The sequence below is a fragment of the Pseudoalteromonas denitrificans DSM 6059 genome (genome assembly GCF_900112265.1).
GTDB lineage: Bacteria > Pseudomonadota > Gammaproteobacteria > Enterobacterales > Alteromonadaceae > Pseudoalteromonas > Pseudoalteromonas denitrificans.
On sequence record NZ_FOLO01000010.1, the window covers coordinates 84,213 to 109,876 of the forward strand.

20 protein-coding genes are annotated in these 25,664 nt (G+C 34.3%); 11 read left to right on the forward strand and 9 right to left on the reverse strand.

All coding sequences use genetic code 11. The features are described 5' to 3' along the window. Positions 1–24 precede the first annotated feature (24 nt). The 5 genes from mnmE to rpmH all read right to left on the reverse strand — a co-directional run bounded on the left by mnmE (position 25) and on the right by rpmH (position 4,178). On the reverse strand, positions 25–1,389 hold the full coding sequence (gene mnmE, locus BM088_RS08950) for a tRNA uridine-5-carboxymethylaminomethyl(34) synthesis GTPase MnmE (RefSeq protein ID WP_091982933.1): 1,365 nt from the start codon (positions 1,387–1,389) through the stop codon (positions 25–27). Positions 1,390–1,544: 155 nt separating this feature from the next. Beyond that, positions 1,545–3,188 (reverse strand): membrane protein insertase YidC, encoded by a 1,644-nt coding sequence (yidC, locus tag BM088_RS08955; protein WP_091982935.1) that lies wholly within the window; start codon positions 3,186–3,188, stop codon positions 1,545–1,547. A gap of 8 nt (positions 3,189–3,196) precedes the next feature. Then, a complete protein-coding gene (gene yidD, locus BM088_RS08960) occupies positions 3,197–3,457 on the reverse strand; it encodes a membrane protein insertion efficiency factor YidD (RefSeq protein ID WP_091982937.1) in 261 nt (86 codons plus the stop codon). A gap of 126 nt (positions 3,458–3,583) precedes the next feature. Continuing rightward, positions 3,584–4,027 carry a ribonuclease P protein component gene (rnpA, locus tag BM088_RS08965; RefSeq protein WP_091982939.1) on the reverse strand — a complete coding sequence of 148 codons (444 nt, stop codon included), beginning with the start codon at positions 4,025–4,027 and terminating at the stop codon, positions 3,584–3,586. Between the two features lie 16 nt (positions 4,028–4,043). Continuing rightward, a complete protein-coding gene (gene rpmH, locus BM088_RS08970) occupies positions 4,044–4,178 on the reverse strand; it encodes a 50S ribosomal protein L34 (RefSeq protein WP_042147707.1) in 135 nt (44 codons plus the stop codon). A 767-nt stretch (positions 4,179–4,945) separates the two neighbouring features. On the opposite strand from rpmH, the gene dnaA reads away from it, so the two are divergent. The 7 genes from dnaA (at position 4,946) to BM088_RS09005 (ending at position 14,734) form a co-directional block, all read left to right on the forward strand. Then, positions 4,946–6,271: a chromosomal replication initiator protein DnaA gene (gene dnaA, locus BM088_RS08975; RefSeq protein WP_425439292.1), complete on the forward strand. Its 1,326-nt coding sequence runs from the start codon at positions 4,946–4,948 to the stop codon at positions 6,269–6,271. Positions 6,272–6,284: 13 nt separating this feature from the next. Then, positions 6,285–7,388, forward strand: a complete 1,104-nt coding sequence (gene dnaN / locus BM088_RS08980) for a DNA polymerase III subunit beta (protein ID WP_091982943.1) — start codon at positions 6,285–6,287, stop codon at positions 7,386–7,388. 74 nt (positions 7,389–7,462) lie between these two features. Next, positions 7,463–8,557 (forward strand): DNA replication/repair protein RecF, encoded by a 1,095-nt coding sequence (gene recF, locus BM088_RS08985; RefSeq protein ID WP_091982945.1) that lies wholly within the window; start codon positions 7,463–7,465, stop codon positions 8,555–8,557. A gap of 12 nt (positions 8,558–8,569) precedes the next feature. Then, complete coding sequence (gyrB, locus tag BM088_RS08990) at positions 8,570–10,993, forward strand: DNA topoisomerase (ATP-hydrolyzing) subunit B (RefSeq protein WP_091982947.1); 2,424 nt, start codon at positions 8,570–8,572, stop codon at positions 10,991–10,993. A 164-nt stretch (positions 10,994–11,157) separates the two neighbouring features. Then, a complete protein-coding gene (glyQ, locus tag BM088_RS08995; protein WP_091982950.1) occupies positions 11,158–12,093 on the forward strand; it encodes a glycine--tRNA ligase subunit alpha in 936 nt (311 codons plus the stop codon). 4 nt (positions 12,094–12,097) lie between these two features. Further along, positions 12,098–14,161, forward strand: a complete 2,064-nt coding sequence (gene glyS / locus BM088_RS09000) for a glycine--tRNA ligase subunit beta (protein ID WP_091982953.1) — start codon at positions 12,098–12,100, stop codon at positions 14,159–14,161. A 123-nt stretch (positions 14,162–14,284) separates the two neighbouring features. Beyond that, positions 14,285–14,734, forward strand: coding sequence for an early set domain-containing protein (locus BM088_RS09005; protein ID WP_091982955.1), 450 nt, complete (start codon positions 14,285–14,287; stop codon positions 14,732–14,734). Position 14,735: 1 nt separating this feature from the next. Here BM088_RS09005 and tusA read toward each other — a convergent pair whose 3' ends face one another. Together tusA and BM088_RS09015 are read right to left on the reverse strand one after the other, a co-directional pair. After that, positions 14,736–14,978: a sulfurtransferase TusA gene (gene tusA / locus BM088_RS09010; RefSeq protein WP_091982958.1), complete on the reverse strand. Its 243-nt coding sequence runs from the start codon at positions 14,976–14,978 to the stop codon at positions 14,736–14,738. Between the two features lie 80 nt (positions 14,979–15,058). Further along, positions 15,059–16,375: an HD domain-containing phosphohydrolase gene (locus tag BM088_RS09015; protein ID WP_091982961.1), complete on the reverse strand. Its 1,317-nt coding sequence runs from the start codon at positions 16,373–16,375 to the stop codon at positions 15,059–15,061. An 85-nt stretch (positions 16,376–16,460) separates the two neighbouring features. On the opposite strand from BM088_RS09015, the gene BM088_RS09020 reads away from it, so the two are divergent. Then, a complete protein-coding gene (locus BM088_RS09020) occupies positions 16,461–17,972 on the forward strand; it encodes a sensor histidine kinase (RefSeq protein ID WP_177207998.1) in 1,512 nt (503 codons plus the stop codon). Positions 17,973–17,975: 3 nt separating this feature from the next. Here BM088_RS09020 and fadA read toward each other — a convergent pair whose 3' ends face one another. Together fadA and fadB are read right to left on the reverse strand one after the other, a co-directional pair. Beyond that, positions 17,976–19,142, reverse strand: coding sequence for an acetyl-CoA C-acyltransferase FadA (gene fadA, locus BM088_RS09025; RefSeq protein WP_091982965.1), 1,167 nt, complete (start codon positions 19,140–19,142; stop codon positions 17,976–17,978). Between the two features lies 1 nt (position 19,143). Then, entirely contained in the window at positions 19,144–21,321 is a 2,178-nt protein-coding gene (gene fadB / locus BM088_RS09030) for a fatty acid oxidation complex subunit alpha FadB (protein WP_091982968.1), read from the reverse strand. 247 nt (positions 21,322–21,568) lie between these two features. On the opposite strand from fadB, the gene BM088_RS09035 reads away from it, so the two are divergent. The 3 genes from BM088_RS09035 (at position 21,569) to BM088_RS09045 (ending at position 25,618) form a co-directional block, all read left to right on the forward strand. Further along, positions 21,569–23,464, forward strand: a complete 1,896-nt coding sequence (locus tag BM088_RS09035; RefSeq protein WP_091982970.1) for a transglycosylase SLT domain-containing protein — start codon at positions 21,569–21,571, stop codon at positions 23,462–23,464. 80 nt (positions 23,465–23,544) lie between these two features. Then, positions 23,545–24,867: a Xaa-Pro dipeptidase gene (pepQ, locus tag BM088_RS09040; protein WP_091982972.1), complete on the forward strand. Its 1,323-nt coding sequence runs from the start codon at positions 23,545–23,547 to the stop codon at positions 24,865–24,867. A 136-nt stretch (positions 24,868–25,003) separates the two neighbouring features. Further along, positions 25,004–25,618 carry a YigZ family protein gene (locus BM088_RS09045; RefSeq protein WP_091982974.1) on the forward strand — a complete coding sequence of 205 codons (615 nt, stop codon included), beginning with the start codon at positions 25,004–25,006 and terminating at the stop codon, positions 25,616–25,618. The last annotated feature ends 46 nt before the right edge of the window (positions 25,619–25,664 follow it).

Genomic DNA, 25,664 nt, shown 5'->3' on the forward strand with positions numbered 1-25,664 from the left:
ATTATATATTTTCGATAAATAGCATTATTTACCAATACAAAATGAGCTAAATATTTGACCTAACAGATCATCGGAGGTGAATTCCCCCGTAATTTCGTTTAAATATTGTTGTGTTAATCTCAGTTCTTCGGCTAATAACTCACCTGCAATGTGCATTTCTAATTGAGTTTGACCTATCTCTAAATGTTCAGCTGCATGATTTAAAGCTTCTAAATGACGTCTTCGAGCCATAAATCCGCCTTCAGTAGAACCTTTATATCCCATAATTTGTTTTAAATGATCTTTTACTAAATCGATACCTGAGTTGTTTTTCGCACTTAAATTAATGACTGTTTGGTTGTTAATTTCTTGCGAACAAACTTGCTCATTTGATAAATCTACCTTATTACGGATTACTGTAATTTCCATTTTTTTAGGTAATTTATCAATAAATTCTGGCCAAATTTCATGTGGGTCTGTCTCGATACTGTCAGTTGCATCAAGCATAAATAAAACGCGATCTGCTTGATTTATTTCATCCCAAGCACGCTCTATACCTATTTGTTCGACTATATCTGGGCTTTCTCTTAAACCTGCTGTATCAATAATATGTAATGGCATACCATCAATATGTATATGTTCTCTGAGTACGTCTCGAGTCGTGCCAGCAATATCAGTTACTATAGCTGCGTCTCTACCTGCTAAAGCATTTAATAAACTAGACTTACCCGCATTAGGTCTGCCAGCAATAACAACTCGCATGCCTTCACGCATAATTGAACCTTGCTTAGCTTGTTGCATTACTTCATCTAATTGTATGATGATGTTATTTAAATCACCTGACACTTTTCCATCAGATAAAAAATCGATTTCTTCTTCAGGAAAATCAATAGCAGCTTCAACATACATTCTTAGATGTATTACTTGTTCAACAAGGGTGTTTATATGCTTTGAAAACTTTCCTTGTAAAGAGTGTAGGGCACTTTGTGCTGCTTGTTCTGAATTTGCATTGATTAAATCAGCAATGGCTTCAGCTTGAGTCAAATCCATTTTATCGTTTAAAAATGCACGTTCTGAAAATTCACCTGGTCTGGCGATGCGTACTTTTTCTATCTTGCAAATTTCTTTAAGGAGCATATCTAGTAATATAGGGCCACCATGACCTTGAAGCTCTAATACATCCTCACCAGTAAAAGAGTTAGGTCCTTCAAAAAAAAGGGCGATCCCTTGGTCTAGTTCGTCACCTTTAAGGTTTTTGAAAGGTAGGTATTCGGCATATCTTGTTTTAGGACACTTACCTAATATTTTATCTGCAACTTCACGTGCAATAGAACCTGATACACGAATAATGCCAACACCACCTCTACCTGGGGCTGTTGCTTGTGCTGCGATTGTTTCTTGAATTTCCATTATTTGATACGAATTCTATTAATTAGATAAGAATGAGCTAATTGTATAATAAAGTGCAGATCCCTGCCATTATCATCTAAATAATGGCAATTCTGGTGTAAATTTTAGGCATTAAAAAAGGCGACCTAAGTCGCCTTTTTATTCATAAAGCTAAATTAGCTTTTAACTTTTATACCTTTCTTTTCCATGCCTTTATAAATAATGAGCATCTGAACAATTGAAATGATATTAGATACTAACCAATAAAGCACTAGACCTGATGGAAACCATAGGAAGAACACTGAAAAGATAACAGGCATCCACATCATCATTTTTTGCTGCATAGGATCTGTGGCTGTCATTGGTTGTAGTTTTTGTGTGATGAACATACTTAAACCAAATAAAACCGGTAAAATAAAGTATGGGTCCATTGCTGATAAATCAGTTAACCATAAACCAAATTCAGCATGACGCAGTTCTACAGATTCAAGGAATACATAAAATAATGCTAAGAAAATAGGCATTTGTAGTAAAAGAGGGAAACAACCACCGGCTGGATTCACTTTCTCTTTTTTGTACATTTCCATCATAGCTTGACCAAACTTTTGTTTATCATCGCCATATTTTTCTTTCATTGCTGCAATCTTAGGTTGAAGATTACGCATTTTAGCCATTGAAGTGTATTGCGCTTTTGTCAGTGGGTATAAAGCTGTTTTAACGATAATAGTGATCGCTATGATTGCAAAACCCCAGTTACCCAAAATGCTGTATAACCATTTTAATAATGAAAATAAAGGTTGAGATATAAAAAATAATATACCGTAATCAACAGCAAGGTCTAAATCTTCATGTAATGCTTCTAATGCATCTGCATCTTTAGGACCCATGTAAAAAGTGGCTGTTAATGCATGATTGGTATTTGCAGAAATATTAATTTGTGGACCTTTTATGCCCATAATTGCTGCGTTACCAGAAAGCATACGCGTATATAAATTGTTTTGCTCATCTTGATTCGGTACCCAAGCGCTTACAAAGTAATGTTGGATAAATGAAACATAGCCGCCTTTAGAATTTACATTGATATTTTTTTCTTCTATGTCTGAAAAGTCATATTTATTATATGGATCTTCAGTCGTGCCATAAGCGAAACCTAAGTAAGTTTGGTCCGTCATACTGCTTTTTTCGGCAACTGTATGTTTTACTTGGGTATATAACTGTACAGATAAAGTATCACTGGTGTTATTATTGATTTGATATTCTAAACCAACATCATATTGACCTCTTTTAAATATATAAGTCTTAACAAATTTAACACCGTTGTCATCAATATATGAAAGTGGGACTTTTAGTTCATCGCCATTTAATACATAAGCAGTCTGTGAACTAGTATAAATAGGACGACCTTTAGCATTTGCATCAGGACCATTTTTACCTATTAAACCACTTTGAGAAAAGTACTGTCCGTCGATTTCACCTAATAATTTATAAGCGGTATCACCGTTTTGTTCAGTAGGGTAAGCCAAAAGGTTCGCTTCAATGATATCACCACCTTTTGAGTCTATTTTAACTGTAAATACATCAGTTTCAATAGAGATCACAGAGCGGCTTACTTGTGCGATTTGGCTAGGTATGGAATCGTCAGATGATGAAGGTACAAAATTACCATCATTACTTTGATTTGTTCCATTAGTTTGATTATTTATTTGTTTTGCACTTTGTTCGATTTGTTGACTTGGATTGTAATCATTATTCCATTCTTGAAATAATAAAAATGATACAAGCATCAAACCGATAAATAAAAACGTGCGTTGAGATTCCATAACAGCTCTTATTTCTCGTCTTTTAAATTAATGGGATTGCCAGGAACAGGATCTTCTCCGCCTGAATGTAAAGGGTGACATTTTATAATGCGTTTTAGCGTAAGCCAACTTCCTTTAACTGGGCCATGCAAATTAATTGCATGCATAGCATAGCTAGAGCAGGAGGGATTAAAGCGACAATTAGATCCTAAAAAAGGGCTTATAAATTTTTGGTAACCTTTGATAAGCAGTAATAATAAGTTTTTAGGTAATCGTAAAATTATATTCATAACTATTTGTTAATTATATAAGTTTACATTACATATAGCTTCTATATTGTTCACTAATAAATTTCACTAAATGGCATGACTAAAAGGTAGGCTAAAGATACCCTAAAACTGCATTTAATACCAATTCTATCTAGTTGGAGATGGCTTATTTAATTTAGATTTGTTGTTTTTTTGATTTCGAGGACGTTTTTTAAATGGAGCTGGTTTTGGTGCGCCTGGTTTACATCTTTCATTTAATTTCAGCCACATTTTATTAAGCTGTTTAGTTAGCTCTGCATTGTCTTGTAATTCACAGCCATTTTTAACCATTAAAACAATATCAATGTTATCTAATTTGTGCTGACTAAGGCGAAAGCTTTCACGTGCAAGGCGTTTGATGCGGTTTCTATCACAGGCTTTTTTTACACGCTTTTTGGCTACAGTTAAGCCTAAACGAGGATTTGATAAATCATTAGCTTTTGCTAAAAGTGTGAAACAGTTTGTTGCAGCCCGAACAGGCTCATTGAAGATTCTTGAATAATGCGAGGGAGTTAATAAACGTAACTCCCTGCCAAAGCCAAAGCTTTCCACTGAATAATCTTAAAGATTAAGCAGAAAGAACTTTACGGCCTTTCGCACGACGGCGATTGATAAGCTTACGACCATTTGTCGTTGCCATGCGAGCACGGAATCCGTGGCTACGTTTACGTTTTAGTACACTTGGTTGAAAAGTTCTTTTCATTTTATTACTTCCGATCGGTTTAAGTTAAAAACATCCTATGCAGGTCGCGATCCTGGCACAGGTGCCATTGCGAGCGCGAGATGTTATAGAGGCCCGCACTTAAAGTCAATATAAAAGCACTATTTAAACTGGTATTTCATCATTTATTTAAATTAATTTAATAAACAGACTAAATAATGGTAAATGCTTTTAAAAGTTTGTCTTAAGTATAAGTTGAAAAAGTTTATGGTGCATTTATATATAAGCAAATTTAAAGTAGGAGGATTATCTCTTAAAGAAAGGGTGGGATCGTTGCGAGATCATTTCATTTTGATCTCAAAATAAAGGAAGTTATTAGATCCTTATTAAATTTATTTTAGCTGTTAATTTTGAGATCCTGCTTTCTATATGCTTGGCTAAAAATAGTTTTCCACAAGTATCATTAATAATTTGCGCAAAAGCTTTGGAAAACGTGATTAGATCCGTTGATGATAAAAAGATCATTGCAAATATTATAATAATATTCACAAGATGTTATAAAAAATATAAGGCATAAAAACAATGGCTTAGGTTTCTTTTTGACGTTTAATTGAAATTAATAATAAATGAATCTTGAAGTTGTGGATAAGTCGCTTCATAATGACGTGTTTTTATTAATATTTAGCAATAATATCCTGTTTATGATGAACGGGAATATATGCTCTCTTTAGGAGTTAATCGTGTATTTGTCTGTTTGGCAAAGTTGTTTATATGTGCTTCAAGACGAACTACCTTCACAACAATTTAGTATGTGGGTACGTCCGTTACAAGCCGAAAGTACAGAAGATACTTTAACTATTTTTGCACCTAATCGTTTTGTGTTAGATTGGGTACGTGATAAATACTTAAATAGAATAAATGAATTATTAATAGAGATTTGTGGGGATGAAGCCCCTAAATTGCATTTTGGTGTTGGTGGAAATAAACCGAATGTTTCTGCTCCTGTACACAAAGAGCAAGAAACCGTAGAACCAAGGGAGACTGTCACTGCAAGCCAATCTCGAAAAGTTAAACCAGTCCCTGCTGTGGTAGAACCAGCTCCAAAATCGTTTCCTAAAGCAAATATTAAAGATACCTATACTTTTGATAGTTTTGTTGAAGGTAAATCTAATCAGTTAGCAAAAGCTGCTGCTGTTCAAGTTGCAGATAATCCAGGTACTGCATTTAATCCTGTATTTATATATGGCGGAACAGGTTTAGGTAAAACACATTTATTGCATGCAGTTGGTAATGGTATTATTGCAAATAAACCGGATGCAAAAATTGTATATATGCATTCAGAACGTTTTGTGCAAGATATGGTGCGAGCTTTACAAAATAATGCAATTGAAGAGTTTAAACGTTATTACCGTAGCGTTGATGCATTATTAATCGATGATATTCAGTTTTTTGCTAATAAAGAACGCTCACAAGAAGAGTTTTTTCATACCTTTAATGCTTTATTAGAAGGTAATCAACAAATAATTTTGACGTCAGATCGATATCCTAAAGAAATAGATGGTGTTGAAGATAGGTTAAAATCTCGCTTTGGTTGGGGTCTTACGATTGCAATTGAGCCTCCAGAACTTGAAACTCGCGTTGCAATTCTAATGAAAAAAGCACAACAAAGTCAGATTAAACTACCTGAAGAAGTTGCTTTTTTTATCGCTAAAAGATTGAGGTCAAATGTTCGCGAATTAGAGGGGGCACTTAATAGAGTCATAGCAAATCATAACTTTACAGGACGTCCAATCACAATTGATTTTGTAAAAGAAGCTCTAAGAGACTTATTAGCACTACAAGATAAACTTGTTACGATAGATAATATTCAACGAACAGTTGCAGAATATTACCGAATTAGGGTCTCTGATTTATTATCTAAAAGGCGCACGCGTTCGATTGCAAGGCCGCGACAGGTGGCTATGGCACTTTCTAAAGAATTAACTAACCACAGCTTACCAGAAATCGGTGATGCTTTTGGTGGACGGGATCATACAACTGTGTTGCATGCATGTCGTAAAATAAAATCACTTCGTGAAGAAACTCATGAAATAAAAGAAGATTATCAGAACTTGATCAGAACACTTTCATCCTAGGGTTAGATTAAAAATGCAAATAACAATTTCAAGAGATCAGTTTCTAAAGCCTTTGGTTCAAGTATCAGGTGCAATTGAGCGAAAACATACATTGCCTATTTTATCTAATGTTCTGTTAGAAATAGAACAAGGTAAGCTTTCAATGACTGGTACTGATTTGGAAATAGAACTTGTTGCTAGTGTTATATTAGAACACGACTTTGAAGATTATAAACTTACTTTACCGGCTAAAAAACTATTAGATATTTGTAAAAGTTTACCTGATGGTTCAGAAATATCTATTTCATTAAAAGAAAACCAAATAATAATAAAGTCTGGTAAAAGTCGTTTTTCACTTGCTTTTTTATCTGCTGATGATTTTCCTAATTTAGAAAAATGGGATGGTGAGGTTGAGTTTCAATTAACGCGCTTAGAGTTAAGAAAGTTATTAGAAAGTACGCATTTTTCTATGGCCAATCAAGATGTACGTTATTATTTAAATGGCATGTCATTTGAAGTTGATAATTCTGAAATTAAAACGGTAGCAACTGATGGCCATCGTTTGGCGTTGGCACAGAAAACATTGTCTCAATCACTTAATACTCAAAGGCAACTTATTATTCCAAGAAAAGGCGTGCAAGAAATTATGCGCTTGATGAATAGTGATGATGCTTTGGTGACTATACAATTTGGGGCTAATCATGTTCGAATATTAGATCAGGAGTTCATGTTTACCAGTAAACTGGTTGATGGTCGCTTTCCTGATTATCGTCGTGTAATTCCAAGAGGTGGAGACAAAATTGTTACTGCTAATCGTGAATGGTTACGTAGTGCATTTGCGCGAGTTTCTATTTTATCAAATGAAAAGTTTCGAGGCGTCAGACTTAACTTTTCAGCAGGACAATTAAAAATCAGTGCGAATAATCCGGAGCAAGAACAAGCTGAAGAAGTGGTTGAAGTTGCTTATGATGGTCCTGACTTAGAAATAGGTTTTAATGTTTCTTATGTTTTAGATGTATTAAATACGCTTAAAACTGAAGATGTGCAATTTACGTTACTTGATTCAAATAGTAGTGCACTTGTTGAAGGTTGTGGTGATTCTGAAGCTATGTATGTTGTGATGCCAATGCGTCTTTAAAATTTAATTTTGAATTTAGTTTTTCATCTTCAGGTTTGTTTAGTAAAAGTTATTAATGAGGAATATTTTTAAATTTGTCTCTAGAATTTTTAACAATTAAAAATTTTCGTAATATTGAAAGTTTATCTTTTTCTCCAATTGAAGGGATAAACTTAATTTATGGTGAAAATGGTAGTGGAAAGACAAGCTTATTAGAATCGATTTATTATTTGTCTCATGGTAAATCATTTCGTACATCTAAACATAAAAATATAATTAAAAAGCAGCAATCAAAATTTATTATTCACGGGAAAAAATCCGTGAATGATTTATCTATTCCTGTTGGTATTAGTAAAAATTTACTTGGGGAATCGAGTTTAAAAATTCAAGGTAAGTCTTCACAGAAAGTTTCTGATTTAGCACAACTAATACCTGTTCAACTAATTACACCTGAAAGTTATTCATTATTTTTTGGTGGACCAAAAGAGCGACGAAAGTTTCTAGATTTTGGGTTGTTTCACGTGGAACATCAGTTTTTCTCTTTATGGCAATCATTTAATAAAATTTTAAAACAGCGAAATGCATTATTAAAACAAAAACCGAAAAACTATTATGATGAAATCAGGTTTTGGGATAAAGAATTTGTTAGACTGTCAGTTAGCATAAATAATCTACGTTTATCGTATATAAATAAGTTTAAACAGCAGTTTTTTGATAAAATATGTGTTGATTTAGATTTAGTGAAAGATCTTAGCCTTGAATTTAACTCTGGCTGGAAAACAACTAATGAATTGACTGATATTTTATCTGAGAATTTTGAAAGAGATTTAAAACAAGGTTTTACCAGTAGAGGTCCACATAAAGCCGATTTTAGTTTTTCAATTGATGGTATTAGTGTTGAAAACTATCTTTCTCGTGGACAATTAAAACTCTTGTTATATGCATTAAAAGTAACACAAAATAGCCTTATAGAGACTGAAACAAATAAACAGTCAATATTACTTATAGATGATTTACCATCGGAATTAGGTCAAGATACAAGAGGCAAAGTGGGCAAAATATTAGCTCAGTGCGATTCTCAAATCTTTATCACGGCCATAGAATCTGACAGTATTTCTGCCGTAGTGGAACCAATGAAGCGAAAATTAGAAATGTTCCACGTGAAACATGGCAAATTAATAACAAATTGAGTGGAATAAAGCATGTCTGAAAATTATGATTCGTCGAGTATTAAAGTACTAAAAGGATTGGATGCCGTTCGAAAGCGTCCTGGAATGTACATCGGGGACACTGATGATGGTTCAGGCCTGCATCATATGGTGTTTGAAGTTGTAGATAACTCTATAGATGAAGCCTTAGCTGGGTTTTGTGATGATGTTTATGTCACTATTCATGATGATAACTCTGTTTCTGTCAGAGATAATGGTCGTGGTATTCCTACAGACATACATGAAGAGGAAGGTATATCTGCTGCGGAAGTTATTATGACAGTACTACATGCCGGTGGTAAATTTGATGATAACTCATATAAAGTTTCTGGTGGCCTACATGGCGTAGGTGTATCAGTTGTAAATGCGTTATCAGTTAAATTAAAAATGACTATTCGCCGTAGTGGACATATTCATGAGCAAACTTATACCCATGGTGAACCTGATTCTCCTTTAGCAATAGTAGGAGATACTGACACTACAGGAACTGAATTACGCTTTTGGCCAAGTGAAGAAACATTTACAAACATAAATTTTCATTTCGATATTTTAGCTAAACGATTACGTGAATTATCTTTTCTAAATTCTGGTGTGAGTATCATCTTAACGGATGAAAGAGATGATAGAAAAGAACATTTCAAATATAAAGGCGGAATTGAATCGTTTGTAGAATATTTGAATACGAATAAAACACCAGTACATAAAGATGTTTTTCATTTTACTACTCAGCGTGAAGAAGATGGTATTTCAGTAGAAGTGGCAATGCAATGGAATGACGGTTTTCAAGAAAGTATATATTGTTTTACCAACAATATTCCGCAAAGAGATGGTGGTACTCATTTAGCCGGTTTTCGCGGTGCATTAACTCGTACTTTAAATAATTATATGGAAAAAGAAGGCTTTAATAAAAAAGCCAAAACAAGTAGTAATGCTACTGGTGATGATGCCCGCGAAGGTTTAACAGCGGTTATTTCAGTTAAAGTTCCAGATCCAAAGTTCTCTTCTCAAACTAAAGATAAACTTGTTTCATCAGAAGTTAAATCTGCGGTTGAACAAGCTATGGGTGAAAAACTTGCTGATTTCTTGTTAGAAAATCCAGCTGAAGCTAAATCTGTGGTTATGAAAATTATTGATGCAGCTCGCGCACGTGAAGCTGCTCGTAAAGCAAGAGAAATGACACGTCGTAAAGGAGCATTAGAACTTGCAGGTTTACCTGGTAAACTAGCTGATTGTCAGGAAAAAGATCCTGCACTTTCTGAACTATATATAGTGGAAGGAGACTCTGCTGGCGGTTCAGCCAAGCAGGGACGTAATCGTAAAAACCAAGCTATACTACCGTTGAAGGGTAAAATATTAAATGTAGAAAAAGCGCGTTTTGATAAAATGCTTTCTTCTCAAGAAGTTGCTACGCTAATTACGGCATTAGGCTGTGGTATTGGCCGTGATGAATATAATCCAGAGAAACTTCGCTATCATAATATTATCATCATGACAGATGCCGATGTGGATGGTTCTCATATTCGAACTTTATTACTGACATTCTTTTATCGTCAAATGCCTGAGATTGTTGAGCGTGGTTATATTTATATTGCACAACCACCTTTATACAAAGTTAAAAAAGGCAAGCAAGAACGTTATATTAAAGATGATCCTGAATTAACAGAATACTTAACAACCTTGGCTTTAGATAATGCAGGCCTATATGTAAATGATACTTCTCCTGCAATTTCTGGTGTAGCGTTAGAAAACTTGGTTAAAGATTTTCAAAATACAGAAGTAGTTCATACGCGTTTGACTCGTAAATATCCGATTGAAGTATTAAAGCGTTTGTTATATCAAGCTCCGTTAACTGCTGATGATTTAAAAGATAGTGCAAAAATTTTAACTTGGACAAATTCTTTTATTGATGATTTAGTTAGCAATGATACAGATGCAACTATTTTTACAGGATCAACAGTTGAAGATCCAGAGCGTCATTTAACATTACCTGTTGTAACGATACGTCAGCATGGTATTGATAAAGATTATATATTTAATTATGAATTTATTATTTCAAAAGATTATCAAAAAATAGCAAAAACGGGTGAAAACATTACTGATTTAATTGAAACTGATGGTTACATTCAAAGAGGTGAAAAAACCAATCCAGTTACAAGTTTTGAAGATGCTCTAACGTGGTTAATTTCAGAATCAAAACGTGGATTGTATATACAGCGTTATAAAGGATTAGGTGAAATGAATCCAAGCCAACTTTGGGAAACGACGATGGATCCTGAAGCTCGCCGAATGCTTCAAGTCACAATTGAAGATGCAGTTGCTGCTGATCAACTATTCTCAACATTAATGGGTGATCATGTTGAACCTAGGCGTGATTTTATAGAAAAAAATGCATTACGAGTTGTAAACTTGGATGTATAAAAATATAAGTTAATCAGATTAAATAAAAAGAGACTTTATAGTCTCTTTTTTGTTTAAATATTTATCACTTTAAGCATACTAACAAATTCATAAAAACTATTAAAACGGGTATACTTGTTAGTAATCATCTACATTTGACCGCAAAAGAAACGAATAAATCCACTATGCAAAATATAACGCAAAAACATAATACAAAAACCTTTCAAGGTTTGATCTTAGCATTACAGGAATATTGGGCAGAGCAAGGCTGTGTCATAGCCCAGCCTCTAGATATGCAAGTCGGTGCTGGCACATTTCATCCATTCACATTTTTAAAGTCTATTGGCCCGGAGCCAATGGCGAGTGCATATGTTCAACCATGTCGCCGACCTACAGATGGTAGGTATGGTGATAATCCAAATCGCTTACAACATTATTATCAATTTCAAGTTGTGATAAAACCTTCACCTGAAAATATTCAACAATTATACTTAGACTCCCTTGCTGTTATCGGTATTGATACCTTAACTGATGAAGTGCGCTTTGTTGAAGATAACTGGGAATCACCAACTTTAGGTGCGTGGGGTCTTGGTTGGGAGTTGTGGTTAAATGGCATGGAAATATCACAGTTCACATATTTCCAGCAAGTTGGTGGCCTAGAGTGTTCACCAGTAACAGGTGAAATAACTTATGGTTTAGAGCGATTGGCTATGTATATCCAAGGTGTAGATAGTATTTATGATCTTATTTGGACTGATGGTCCGTTAGGGACTGTTACTTATGGTGAAATTTTTCATCAAAATGAAGTAGAACAATCAACTTACAACTTTGAACATGCAGACGTACCAGCATTATTTACAGAATTTGATCATTGTGAAAGTGAAAGTAAAAAACTAATTGAAGCAAATTTACCTTTACCTGCATATGAACAAGTAATGAAAGCATCTCATGCATTTAATTTATTAGATGCTCGCCATGCAATTTCTGTAACAGAACGTCAACGCTATATTTTGCGAGTAAGAGCATTATCTAAAGCATGTGCAGAAAGTTATTATGCTGCACGTGAAGCATTAGGTTTTCCACTTTGCAAAGATAATTCTGTAACTAAGAAAGGAGCGTAATGATATGACAACTGAAAATCTATTAATTGAAATTGGTACTGAAGAATTACCTCCAAAATCGTTACGTACTTTAGCAGAAGCTTTTGCAGCAAATATTAAAACCGAATTAACGGCATTAGAATTAGAAAATACAGATGTAACTTGGTATGCATCACCTCGCCGTTTAGGTATAAAAGTTGCAAATCTAGTTGCAAGGCAAGCGGACAAAATTGTTGAAAAACGTGGTCCGGCTGTAAAAGCTGCATTTGATACTGATGGAAATGCAACTAAAGCAGCTCAAGGTTGGGCACGTGGTTGTGGTATTGATGTTGCTGATGCTGAACGTTATGAAACAGAAAAGGGTGCTTGGTTATTACATAAAGCTAAGGTAGCAGGTAAAGGCGTAGATGCTTTATTACCTGATGCGATTAGTAAAGCTTTAGCTAAGTTACCTATTTCAAAACCTATGCGTTGGGGAAACTCAAAAATTCAATTTATTCGTCCAGTGCATACTGTGACTGTCATGTTTGGCAGTAATTTAATTCAGGGTAATATTCTTGGTAAAGATATTAAAAATGAATTACAAGGTCATAGATTTCATCATCCTGAGCGTGTCAGTATTTCCCATGCTGATGAAGTTGAGAGTGTATTAAAATCAGCATACGTTATTGCTGATTATGAAGAACGTAAAGCACTTGTCCGTGGTCAAATTGAAAGTGTTGCTGCAAAAAATAATGCTGTTGTTGCTATGGATGAGGCGTTACTTGAAGAAGTGACTTCATTAGTAGAATGGCCAGTTACTTTAGTTGCTACGTTTGAAGCATCATTTTTAGATGTGCCTTCGGAAGCACTTATCTATACCATGAAAGACGATCAAAAGTATTTTCCATTGTTAGACCAAGATGGTAATTTACTTAATAAGTTTTTATTCGTTTCCAATATCGAAAGTAAAAATCCTGAGCAGGTGATTAAAGGTAACGAAAAGGTTGTGCGCCCTCGTTTAGCTGATGCTCAGTTCTTCTTTGAAACTGATAAAAAATATACTTTAGAAAGTCGCTTAGAGTCATTGGATACAGTATTGTTTCAAAAGCAATTAGGTACTTTAAAAGATAAGTCTATTCGTATATCTGAACTTGCAGCATTTATTGCTACAAAACTAGGGGCTGATGAAACAAAAGCAGCTCGTGCTGGTTTATTAAGTAAAACTGATTTAATGACCGAGATGGTTATGGAGTTTACTGATGTGCAAGGCGTTATGGGTATGCACTATGCGCGTTTTGATGGTGAAGATGAACTTGTTGCTGTAGCACAAAATGAGCAGTATATGCCGCGTTTTTCAGGTGATAATTTGCCATCAAATGAAATTAGCCAAGCGGTTGCATTAGCAGATAAATTTGATTCTTTAGTGGGTATTTTTGGTATAGGGCAAGCACCAAAAGGTGATAAAGACCCTTTTGCTTTACGAAGAGCTGCTATTGGTGCTTTACGTATTATGGTTGAAAAGGAGTTAGAGTTAGATATCCTAGAAATCGTAGCAAAATCACAGGAGTTATTTACAGATAAGCTGACAAATGAAAACGTTGCTCAAGATGTATTTGATTTCATGTTAGGTCGATTCCGTGCATGGTACCAAGATCAAAATATAGCAGTTGATGTAATTCAAGCTGTTTTAGCACGTCGTCCATCTTACCCTGTTGATTTTGACCGTCGTGTTAAGGCTGTGAGTCACTTCCGTAGTTTAGATTCTGCAGAAGCATTAGCTGCAGCAAATAAGCGTGTTGGCAATATATTGGCTAAAAACGATCTGGTTATTGCCAATAAAATTGATGAAACTTTATTAAGTGAAGATGCAGAAAAAGCATTAGCTGAAACAGTTTTATCATTTAAAGCTAAATTTGAACAGCTTGGTCAGGGGAGTTATACAAACAAACTCACTCAGTTAGCTGATATCCGTGAAACGGTTGATACTTTCTTCGATAATGTAATGGTTATGTCTGATGATGAAGCTGTTAAATTGAATAGACTGGCCTTGTTAAATCAGTTAAGAAATTTATTTTTAGATATTGCCGATATTTCAGTGCTCCAGTAAAACTTAAGTTTTACTATAAGTGATGTGAATAGTCTCAATAAATTAAAATGATAAAAGCCGGTTTTTATACCGGCTTTTTTGTGCGATTATAGCTAATAGCCATATTGGGAAATGAGAATAATAATGAAAAAAATATTACCGATCATCTTTTTGGGGTCAGCAATAACAGCATGTTCAAGCACTGATTCATTTGAAGAAAATGCAGTTTCAAAAACAGATATTATGACGCCTATTTATTTACGAGGAAATTTTAATACTTGGGAAGCGCAGCCCGAGTATCAGTTAAAAAAAATAAATAAAGATATATTGCAAACAAAGGTAAAATTTTCTACTGCAGGTGAAACTTATGAATTTAAAATTGCAGATAAAAATTGGAGTCAAGGTTTAAACTGCGGGTATATGAGTGAAGAATTAGACCAATTTATAGAGTCAGGGATCCCCGTTCAAGCAAACTGTAATAGTATTTATAACTATTTTAGTTTTACACCTTATGAGTCGGGTTGGTATCAGGTCAGTATCAACTTTAGGCAAAAAACAAAACCATTAGTAACTATCAATCAAGTATTTGAATGATTTACAGGCCTTTTTTTATTAAATAACGAAAGGGCTCCGATTCAACTTCTTGAGTTAAAAGGGTGTGATCCATGAAACGACAGAAACTGGGAATATCTCTAGTTGTAGATGGATCGTCTGCTAGAATTAATAATGTTTCACCTTCTTGCATTTTCCTTACATGACTTCGGATCATCATAATCGGTTCTGGACAACGTAATCCTATCGCGTCCAAAGTATGATCTGGTCTTTTTGTTTGGTTCATGGGTAAATCTGTCATAAAAGTATAATTATATTAAAAGAGTGGTATTTTAGGCTTAATTTAAACCAATTTAAAGCTGATTTTTAACTAACTTCTTCCGATATATTCTGAGGAATTAATATAAATACTAAAAAAGTACAATCATGTTCGAGTTCATATTGTTCAAGTCGCTCTATCGTCACTTCAGTCAATTTTGTATGTTGTGTTAGAAGTATATTACCATTTTTATATTTTACATCATGTGCAATGACCATACCTGGTTTTAACATATCCAAAGTAAAACAGAATTCTGTATTACTGCCAGCTGGAATATTATGAAGCAAATTATCGAAAGCGAGCACAACATTATTATCATAACTTTTATTTGCTTGAGATTTTATATTTTGTAAAGCATCTCTTGGTGATATTTTTTTTCCTGAAGCATAGCCTGATATTTGTTTATCATAATCGCGGATCACTGCAAGTATACGAGCACTAAGTGGAATATCATTTTGATGTCTTTCTCCAGGAAACCCAAGACCATTAAACTTTTCGTATTGGAACCGTAAAATATCTGAAATATTTTTTAAAGAAGGCATTAAATCAAGTATGTCGGCACCCTTAGTTGCCTGCTGATGTAGTTGCAATAGTTCTGCGTTGTTCATTTGTGATTCAGGTTTATTCAGTAAAGAGTTCGATAGGGCTATTTCACCAATAGCATGTAATTGAGCGGCTAAAAATAAATAAGTAACCTCTACTTTTTCTAATCCCATCTGGTGACCTAATAAACGGCATTGTTTTGCAATTCTCATATCATGCTGATGATGATCTTTTCTGTGCTCGGCAGAAATAAGAGTGATCATGTCTATTACTTGCTGTAATTGATTTCTTTGGCTTTTTATTGATTTTTTAAGTTTTAAAACAGTTTGTTTAAGAGTTATAGTGCGCTCTTCTACTTTTTTATCCAGTTGTTTATTTAGTTGTATTAGTTTTTGGTTATTTTCCTGTAATTGAATAGTGAGCTTTTGGTTTTCGATTTCTAACTTTATTGTATGAAGAGCATCATTCACAACGTCTTTTAATTGTTGATTATCCCAAGGTTTAGCCACATAAGCATGAATACCACCTTCATTTATAGCTGCAATCGTACTGGCCATATCGGAATAGCCTGAAAGTAAAATTCTACGTGCCTTTGGCTGATGCTGTTTTGCTTGAGCTAATACTTTATCTCCTGATATCTCAGGCATACGCATATCGCAAATAATAATATGAATAGGGGTCAGCTTTATAAACTCAATTGCTTTTATAGGATCATTAAATGCGATTGTTTCATATTCTCGCCTAAATATTCTTTCAAGAGATTGTAAAACTTCTATTTCGTCATCTATTAATATTAATCTTGGCTTGAAAATTTCTTCCATATTTAAACTTTCCTAAATTAATTTTTATTAGCTCTAACAATATCTTAAAAATATTCCTATCTTTAGTATAGGCATTTTTGATTGGTTGAAAACTAAAATTGAGATAGAAATGGAAAAAGAAATAGCGAATGAATTATTACCTAACAATTTGAATATAAATGAAAATGCTGAAACACCTATGAATCTAGACTTAGAAAATATAATAAAAGGTTTAATGGTAGAAAATACTAAGTTAAAAAAACAATTAAAAGAGCAGGGAGAATATGAACAATCTAAACAACAACAACTAGAGTTTTTAACTTTTTTAGCCACAGTGACATTTAGTAAGAATAAAGTTGAGACGATTATTCAAAGTTTATTAGAGCGTTGTATTAGTTTTTTAGAAACTAGCTGTAGTTATGTTTATTGCCATGAAAAAGCAAATATAACTTTAACTAAAGGTGAAAATAGTGAATTAAATCAATTGTTACAAGATAGTGGTAATAATATCAATGTGGCTCAAGTTATTGAAAATATAAAAAATGCGCAAAATGAAACTTTATTACTTACGGGCGAACAATTCTTTACATCTGAATCTTTGTTATTTTCAAAAATAAAGTATGTTGTTGTTTTGCCATTATTTTCATTATTAAATCAATTTCATATTTTAGCAATTTTTTTTGAAGATGATAAAAACCTTGATAGTTTAAAACTTCAAACATTAGAGTCTGGTCGTCAATTAGTTAGCATAGCAATAAGAAGAAAGTTAACAGAAATTAAATTAGATAAAAAATATACGGAATTAACTAAAGCGAATAAATCTCTTAAAAGTACACAAAAGCAATTAACACAATCAGAAAAAATGGCTTCAATAGGGCAGCTTGCAGCAGGTATTGCACATGAAATAAATAACCCTGTAGGTTATGTCATGAGTAATATTGAATCATTAAAAGACTATATGTCTCAATTTGATAATTTTTTTAGTTTACTTATAAAAGAAAATTTAGAAGTTAACAAAACATCAGATCCAGATAATGAACTTGAATTTTTGTTAGAAGACAGTAAAGAAATTATATCAACTTGTGTGGGAGGGTTAACAAGAGTAAAAGCAATAGTGCAAGATTTAAAAACCTTTTCTCATTCAGGAAATGAAGGGTTTATTTTATTTAGTTTAAATGATGCTGTTGATACAGTTCTTAATTTAATTGCATCGGAGTTTAAATATGATGATTGTGAAATAGAAAAAAACTTGGCTATTATATTACCTGAAGTATTTGGTACAAAAAATCAGATAGAACAAGTTTTAATGAACATATTGATCAATGCAAAACATGCAATTGATGATCAAAAAGGTCTCATCAAAATAGAAACTTTTGCAAACTCAGAATATGTTTTTTTGCATATTTCTGATAATGGTTGTGGCATGGATGAAAAAACAAAACAGAGATTGTTTGATCCTTTTTTTACGACTAAATCTGTTGGTGTCGGTACTGGGCTAGGTTTATCTATTAGCTATAAAATTATTGAAGCGCATAGAGGGTATGTTGAAGTTGAAAGTGAAATAGGTAAGGGCACTTGCTTTAAAATAAGTTTACCCTTACCTGAAAATTTAGCCTAAAAATTATTTAACACGTTCGAATACTGTTGCGATACCTTGACCTAAACCAATACACATAGTTGCTAGGCCATATTTAGCATCGTTATCTTCCATTAAATGAATAAGAGAAGTACTGATGCGTGTGCCAGAACAACCTAGAGGATGTCCTAAAGAAATAGCACCACCATTTAGGTTTACTTTTTCTTCTACTACATCGGTTAAGCCTAAATCTTTAATAACTGGTAAAGATTGCGCCGCAAATGCTTCATTTAGCTCAACTATACCCATATCTTCAATGGTTAAACCCGCATCTTTTAATGCTTTTTTACTTGCTGGAACTGGTCCGTAGCCCATAATAGATGGATCGCAACCTGCTACAGCCATAGATTTAACACGTGCTCTAATTTTTAAACCAAGTGCTTTTGCTTTTTCTTCAGACATCATTAGCATAGCTGATGCACCGTCTGATAAAGCAGAAGAACTACCAGCTGTAACAGTACCATTTGCAGGATCAAAAGCAGGGCGAAGTTGAGATAAACCTTCTACCGTTGTTTCTGGGCGTATCACTTCATCGGTATCAATTGAAATTAATGTCCCATCTGAATCATGACCTAAAGTTGGCAAAATCTCTCGTTTAAAGCGACCTTCGACTGTAGCTGCGTGCGCTAGTTTGTGTGATCTTGCGGCAAATTCATCTTGCTGTTGACGAGATATACCATGCAATTTACCTAAATATTCAGCGGTTAAACCCATCATTCCAGCTGCCTGAGCAACAGATTTAGATAGTTTCAGATTAAAATCAACGCCGTGATTCATAGGAACATGGCCCATATGTTCAACACCACCTACTATATATACGTCACCTGCACCTGTCATAATTGCGCGGGCAGCATCATGAATAGCTTGCATTGAAGATCCACATAAGCGGTTGACTGTAACTGCTGGTACCGAATGCGGAATTCCGGCTAACAAAGAGGCATTACGTGCAATATTAAAACCTTGTTCCAATGTTTGTTGCACACAACCCCAATAGATATCATCAATATCGCTTGGGTCGAGCTGTGGATTTCTATCAACTAGCCCTTTCATCAAGTGTGCGCTTAAATCTTCAGCGCGAGTGTGTTTAAAAATACCGTTTTTAGAACGACCCATAGGTGAACGGATACAGTCGACGATTACAGGAGTTTGCATGTTATAGGCCCTCAATTTGATAAAATTTACGGCCTTGTTCAGCCCATTGACGTGTTATATCTGATACTTGATATATCGCTCCTAAATCAGCGTACTTATCTGCAGTCGCGACAAAGTTAGCTAAACCAATTTGATCTAAGTAACGGAATGCACCACCTCTGAAAGGAGGGAAGCCTATACCATAAACAAGCGCCATATCGGCTTCTTGAGGGGATGCTATAATGTCTTCTTGAAGGCATAAAAGTACTTCATTTAGCATAGGGATCATACAGCGGTCTATGATTTCTTGTTTAGAAAATTCTTTCTCTGAATCACATATTGAGCTTAATAATTCAATTGCAACAGGGTCTAATTTTTTCTGTTGACGACCTTTTCTATCAGGTACATATTTATAAAAACCCGAGGCGTTTTTTTGACCAAAACGATTGTTTTTAGCAAATAATGCAACAGGATCTTTTTCTTGAATTGCCATACGAGTTGGGAAACCTGCGGCCATTACACCTGTACAGTGGTTGGCAGTATCTAAGCCGACAACATCAAGTAAATAGCCAGGGCCCATTGGCCAACCAAATACATTTTCCATTACTTTATCAACTTTAGCGAAGTTTGCACCTTCAACAACTAGCTGGTTAAATCCTGCAAAATAAGGGAATAAAACACGGTTTACAAAAAATCCAGGGCAATCATTTACAACAATAGGAGATTTTCCAAGTTTTAATGCGTAGTCAACAACAGCACCAATCGTTTCATCAGATGTTTTTTTACCACGAATAATTTCAACTAATGGCATTCTATGAACAGGATTAAAGAAATGCATGCCACAAAAGTTTTCTGGTTTTGTTAGTGTACTTGCTAATTCATCAATTTGAATCGTAGAAGTATTAGAAGTCAAAACTGTGCCTTCAGGCATATCTTGTTCTAACTTAGCAAGTACAGCTTGTTTAACTTTTGGGTTTTCAACAACGGCTTCAACAATAATATTAGCTGATTGCATGTCGTTATCATTCAGTGTTGGTTTAATCGCTGATAATGTTTTTACCATTTTATCAAGCTTCATACGACCACGTTCTACTTGTTTTCCAAGTAGCTTAGATGCTTCACCCATACCTAAATCTAAAGCACTTTGTGCGATATCTTTCATGATAATAGGTGTGCCTTTATAGGCTGATTGATATGCAATACCACCACCCATAATGCCTGCACCAACAACAGCAGCTTGTTTTATTTGTGTTGTACTTGCTTTAGCTTGTTTACGCGCTTTATTTTTTAAATATTGGTCTGCTAAAAATATCCCAACCTGTGCTGAAGCTTCATTTGTTTTGGCAAGAGCTGCAAAATTGGCATTTTCAATGGCCATAGCTTCAGTACGTTCTGAGTTTGCAGCTGCCTTCATGGTTTTTATAGCCATGACAGGTGAAGGGTAATGGCCTTTTGTTTTACCTAAAACCATACCTTGTGCAGTCGCAAAGCTCATGCCTTGCTCTAGTTTATTCATTCCAAGTGGAGATAATTTTTGGTTGCGTTTTTCCTGCCAGTTAAGCTTGCCATTAATAGCTTGTTCTAAAACTTTAATACTGGCATTAAATAATTTATCTTTGGCTACTACACTGTCTAATACGCCAACATTTAAGGCTGCTTTAGCGCTATGCTCCTTTCCTGTGGTGATCCAGGTCATTGCATTATCAGCACCTATAATACGTGGCAAGCGTACTGTACCACCAAATCCAGGCATTATGCCTAAGCGTACTTCTGGTAAGCCAATTTTTACATCTTCACTAGCAACACGGTAATCAGTTGCTAATACCCATTCACATCCACCGCCTAGTGCCATACCGTTAACAGCGCTGACTGTTGGAAATGGTAAGTCTTCTAAAGCGTCAAATACATCAGTAGCACTTTTAATCCAAGTTGTTAATTCTGCTTCTGGTAATTCAAAAGTCGGTAGAAACTCAAAAATATCAGCACCAATTATAAAGTGGTCTTTATCACTGGTAAAAACCATGCCTTGAATATCATCGCGTTTAGATAATTCAGCAAATGCAACGCCACACTCTTGCAGCGTTTGTTGTGATAATTTATTTACTGAGCCGGGTACGCAAAATTTAAATTCGGCAATTGATTTTTTTGTAATCGCGTCTTCTATGAAAGCTACTTCAAAAGTATCGCTTTTATATAACATTATTTATCTCCCTGGTTATTCTTCTAACTCAAACTTTAGTTAAGAAGTTTTAATTTAACTGGTACGATGAGTGTGGTTTTTATTCAGTTTGTCTTCTTTAAATAAAAATAGCAATAAATTTTGTCGCTTTCTTAACATTTGATTAAAAACTACATGTTATGGTGAGGTAATCAACATAGTTAAAACGATTTGTTTGAGCTAGTTTATTTAGTTAGGGAATATTCAAAAGGATTATTTTTTAGTGATAATGTTAAAAAAATTATTTATTGCAGCTGCGTTATTTTCAAGTATTTCGATTGCTTCTTTTTCAGCTAATGCAATTTCTGTTGAACATAAAAAGTTTCTTTCTGCTGAAAAAATTGCTTTGTCTGGCAATAAAAAAAGATATAAAAAGGCACTGGAAAAATTAAACCACCCCTTAAAACCTTATGTCAAAATGGCTTATTTAAAAAAATACCCATATTTATCAAATGAAGCCGACATTAAAGATTTTCTGCGTATCTATCAAGGCACCCCTTTAGAGTGGCCTGTTAGAAAAGCTTGGTTGAAGAAATTAAGTAAGCGAAATAAAAAAGCATTATTTATTAAATATTTTAAACCAACAAAAAATGCAGCTTTAACTTGTACTCATTTGAACTATCAGTTGCAGTTAGGTGCACCCGAGAGTGCAATTATGCAACAAGTAACAGACCTATGGTTAGTGGGTAAATCTCAACCAAAAGAATGTAATGCTATTTTTAAAAAGTGGCGAAAACAAGGTTATATGACGCCTGAGAGAATATGGCATCGTCTTACTTTGGCTGCGCAAAAGGGTAAACATACTTTAATTCCTTATTTAAAATTGCAACTTCCTAAAGAAGATCATTACCTTGCTGACTTGTACTATAAAATGCGTAAAGATCCTTCTGCATCTGCAGGGCTATACCGTTTTAAAAAAGCGAATCAAAAAGAATCTGAAATAGCCATTTATGGCATTAAACGTTTAATTTGGCGTGATGAAAACCTTGCTTTACGCGCTTGGCGTAAACTTGAAGTGAAATTTAATTTTACTAAAGAGCAAAAAGAAAGCGCGTATTATACTTTTGCTTTAGCACTAGCTTCTAAAAAGCATAAAGAAGCTAAATTTTGGCTTAATAAAGTACCGCACAAAAATCATGATAAAAAACTGATGCAATGGCAGTTGGCTAATATGCTGCAAAGTAGTGATTGGCCTGGAATCATTGCATATTTTACCGGTAAAGAAAATTTATCTAATGGTCAAAAGTATTGGTTAGCTTTTTCGTATCAAGAACAAGGAAAAAAACTAAAAGCTGATGAAATGTGGTTGTCTCTTGCACAAAAACGTAATTATTATGGTTTTATGTCTGCCGCTAGGCTGAATTTGCCTGTGCAATTAGAATATCAAAAAACTTTGATTGATAAAAAGTTAATTGAAAAAGTATCGCAAGCTCCGGGATTTGTTCGGGCTAAAGCTTTATCTGAAATAAATCGCACTACATCATCTCGCCGAGAATGGAATTATTTGATTAATACTTCAAGTAAAGATGAAAAATTGGCTGCAGCTCAATTAGGTAGTAAATTAAATTGGCATGACCGCGTCATAGTGACTATGGCGCAACTAGAGTTATTTAATTATTTAGACTTACGTTTTCCAGAAGCTTTTGATGTTTTATATAAAAAATACAGTCAAAGAAGCAAAATTGATTTGACCTGGAGTTATGCTATTTCTCGTAGAGAAAGCTCTTTTGCACCTGATGCTTATTCTGGGGCGGGTGCACTAGGCTTGATGCAGTTATTGCCAAGTACGGCTCGGTATATTTCAAAAGCTAAGGTTTCTCGCAAAAAATTATTTGATCCTAAAACAAATATTAAATTAGGTTCTGCGTATTTAAGTTATTTAAAACGTAAAAATCATGGAAATGAAATATTGGCTACTGCATCATATAATGCAGGGTATCACCGCGTCAGTAAATGGTTGCCAAAAAAAGCGATGCCAGTTGATTTGTGGATAGAGTCGATTCCATACCGTGAAACTCGTGATTATGTGAAAAATGTTTTTGCTTATCGTCAGGTATATCATACAAGAATGGGAAAGGTTGATAATCTATTTGATGATTTATTAACAATGAAAATTCAAAAGTGATCGAATGATCTTGACCGGCAATCATGTGTTAAACTTGAAAAATTCAATATTATTTTAATCTCATACATTTAGGAAAAGTAATGGATAAACTCGCTTCTTTATATGCTGAACATATTTCAACTTTACAGCTACGTACAAAAACGCTTCTAGAGCGAGAAGGGCTTGAAGGTTTAGTGATACATTCAGGACAGGCAAAACGTCAATTTTTAGATGATATGAGTTATCCATTCAAAGTAAATCCTCATTTTAAAGCCTGGTTACCTGTTGTTGATAATCCACACTGTTGGTTAGTTGTAAATGGAATTGATAAACCTAAACTTGTTTTTTATCGTCCAGTTGATTTTTGGCATAAGGTACCAGATGAACCTAGTGATTATTGGTCTGAATTTTTTGATATCGAACTTTTAAAAGTACCTGATCAAGTGGAGCAGCTATTACCATATGATAAAGAAAAATATGCTTATATAGGTGAATATATTGAAGTAGCTGAAGCCCTTGGTTTTAAGCAAAGAAATCCAGAACCAGTTTTAAATTATATTCATTACCATAGGGCATATAAAACAGACTATGAACATGTTTGTTTACGTGAAGCCAATCGTTTGGCGGTAACGGGTCACCAAGCTGCCAAAGATGCATTCTTTGCGGGGGGATCTGAGTTTGACATTCAAAATGCGTATTTATTGGCTATTCGTCAAGGAGCTAATGAAGTGCCTTATGATAATATTGTTGCATTAAATGAAAACTGTTCCATTTTACACTATACCCATTTTGACCAGTTACCACCAAAAACAATGCGTTCATTTTTAATTGATGCTGGTGCAAGTTTTAATGGTTATGCCTCTGATATAACACGTACCTATGATTTTAATAAATCGGGTCAATTTTTTGAACTGATCGGTGAGTTAAATTCACAGCAATTGCAAATGTGTGATGGTTTAAAACCAGGCGTTAAATATGGAGACTTGCATATTGATTGTCATGCCCGTATCGCAAAATTATTATCTCAGTTTAATATTGTAAATTTATCAGCTGAAGCGATTATTGAAAAAGGCATATCTAAAACTTTCTTCCCTCATGGCTTAGGTCACCATCTTGGTTTGCAGGTTCACGATATGGGTGGGTTTATGGCTAATGAAAGAGGTACTCATCAGGCAGCGCCAGAAGATCATCCTTTTTTACGCTGTACTCGCACGATAGAAGTTGGTCAGGTATTTACAATAGAACCTGGTTTATATTTTATAGATTCATTACTAGGTGATTTAGCTAAAACAGATAATAACCAATATATAAATTGGGATAAGGTGTCGGAGTTTAAGCCTTATGGTGGTATTCGTATTGAAGATAATATTATCGTTCACCGTGATCATAATGAAAATATGACACGAGATTTGGGTTTAGCTTAATAGAGTTGCTGTGCCTATGAGTATAGGTACTTAGGTTTAGTAAAAGTTAAAATCTGAGTACTTATATGATGCCCCAACGTGATGCTTATTAATAAGGCAGACTTATCAGTCTGCTTTTCATTTTATAGATTTTATTATGCCAAAAGAATATAGAATTCCTACCGAAACCATTTTTTATCAAGAAGATATAAAAAAAAGCAAATTTATAGTGCATATTGCACATACTCCAGATTTAGAATCCGCTAAAGCATTTATTCAAGAAGTTGGAATTAAATACCCTGATGCCAGACATAATTGTTGGGCACATGTTGCAGGTGAACCTGGAGGAAGCCATGTTTTAGGTTTCTCCGATGATGGAGAGCCAAATGGTACAGCAGGTAAACCTATGTTAAATGTTTTGATGGGATCAGGTATTGGTGAGATTACAGCTGTGATAACACGTTACTTTGGTGGTATAAAGCTTGGTACTGGTGGGTTGGTACGTGCCTACGGTGGAAGTTTAAATAATGCGATGCTGGAATTAAAAACAGCAATTAAAATACCTGAGGCAATTATTTATGGTATTTCTGAATATAGTCAGCAAGGATTAATAGAAAACATTTTATCTGGTTATCAGGTTTTAGACATAAAAAAAAATTTTACAGCACAGATTGACTGGCAAATAAAGATTGATAGTCGAGAAACCAAACTTGCTTTAGCTGAGGTTTTTGAAAAAACCAATGCTAGAGTTGAATTTAAGTTAAAAGAATAAAGGTGCTGTTCATTTCTATTTAGGCCACTGCGTGGCATTATACTTT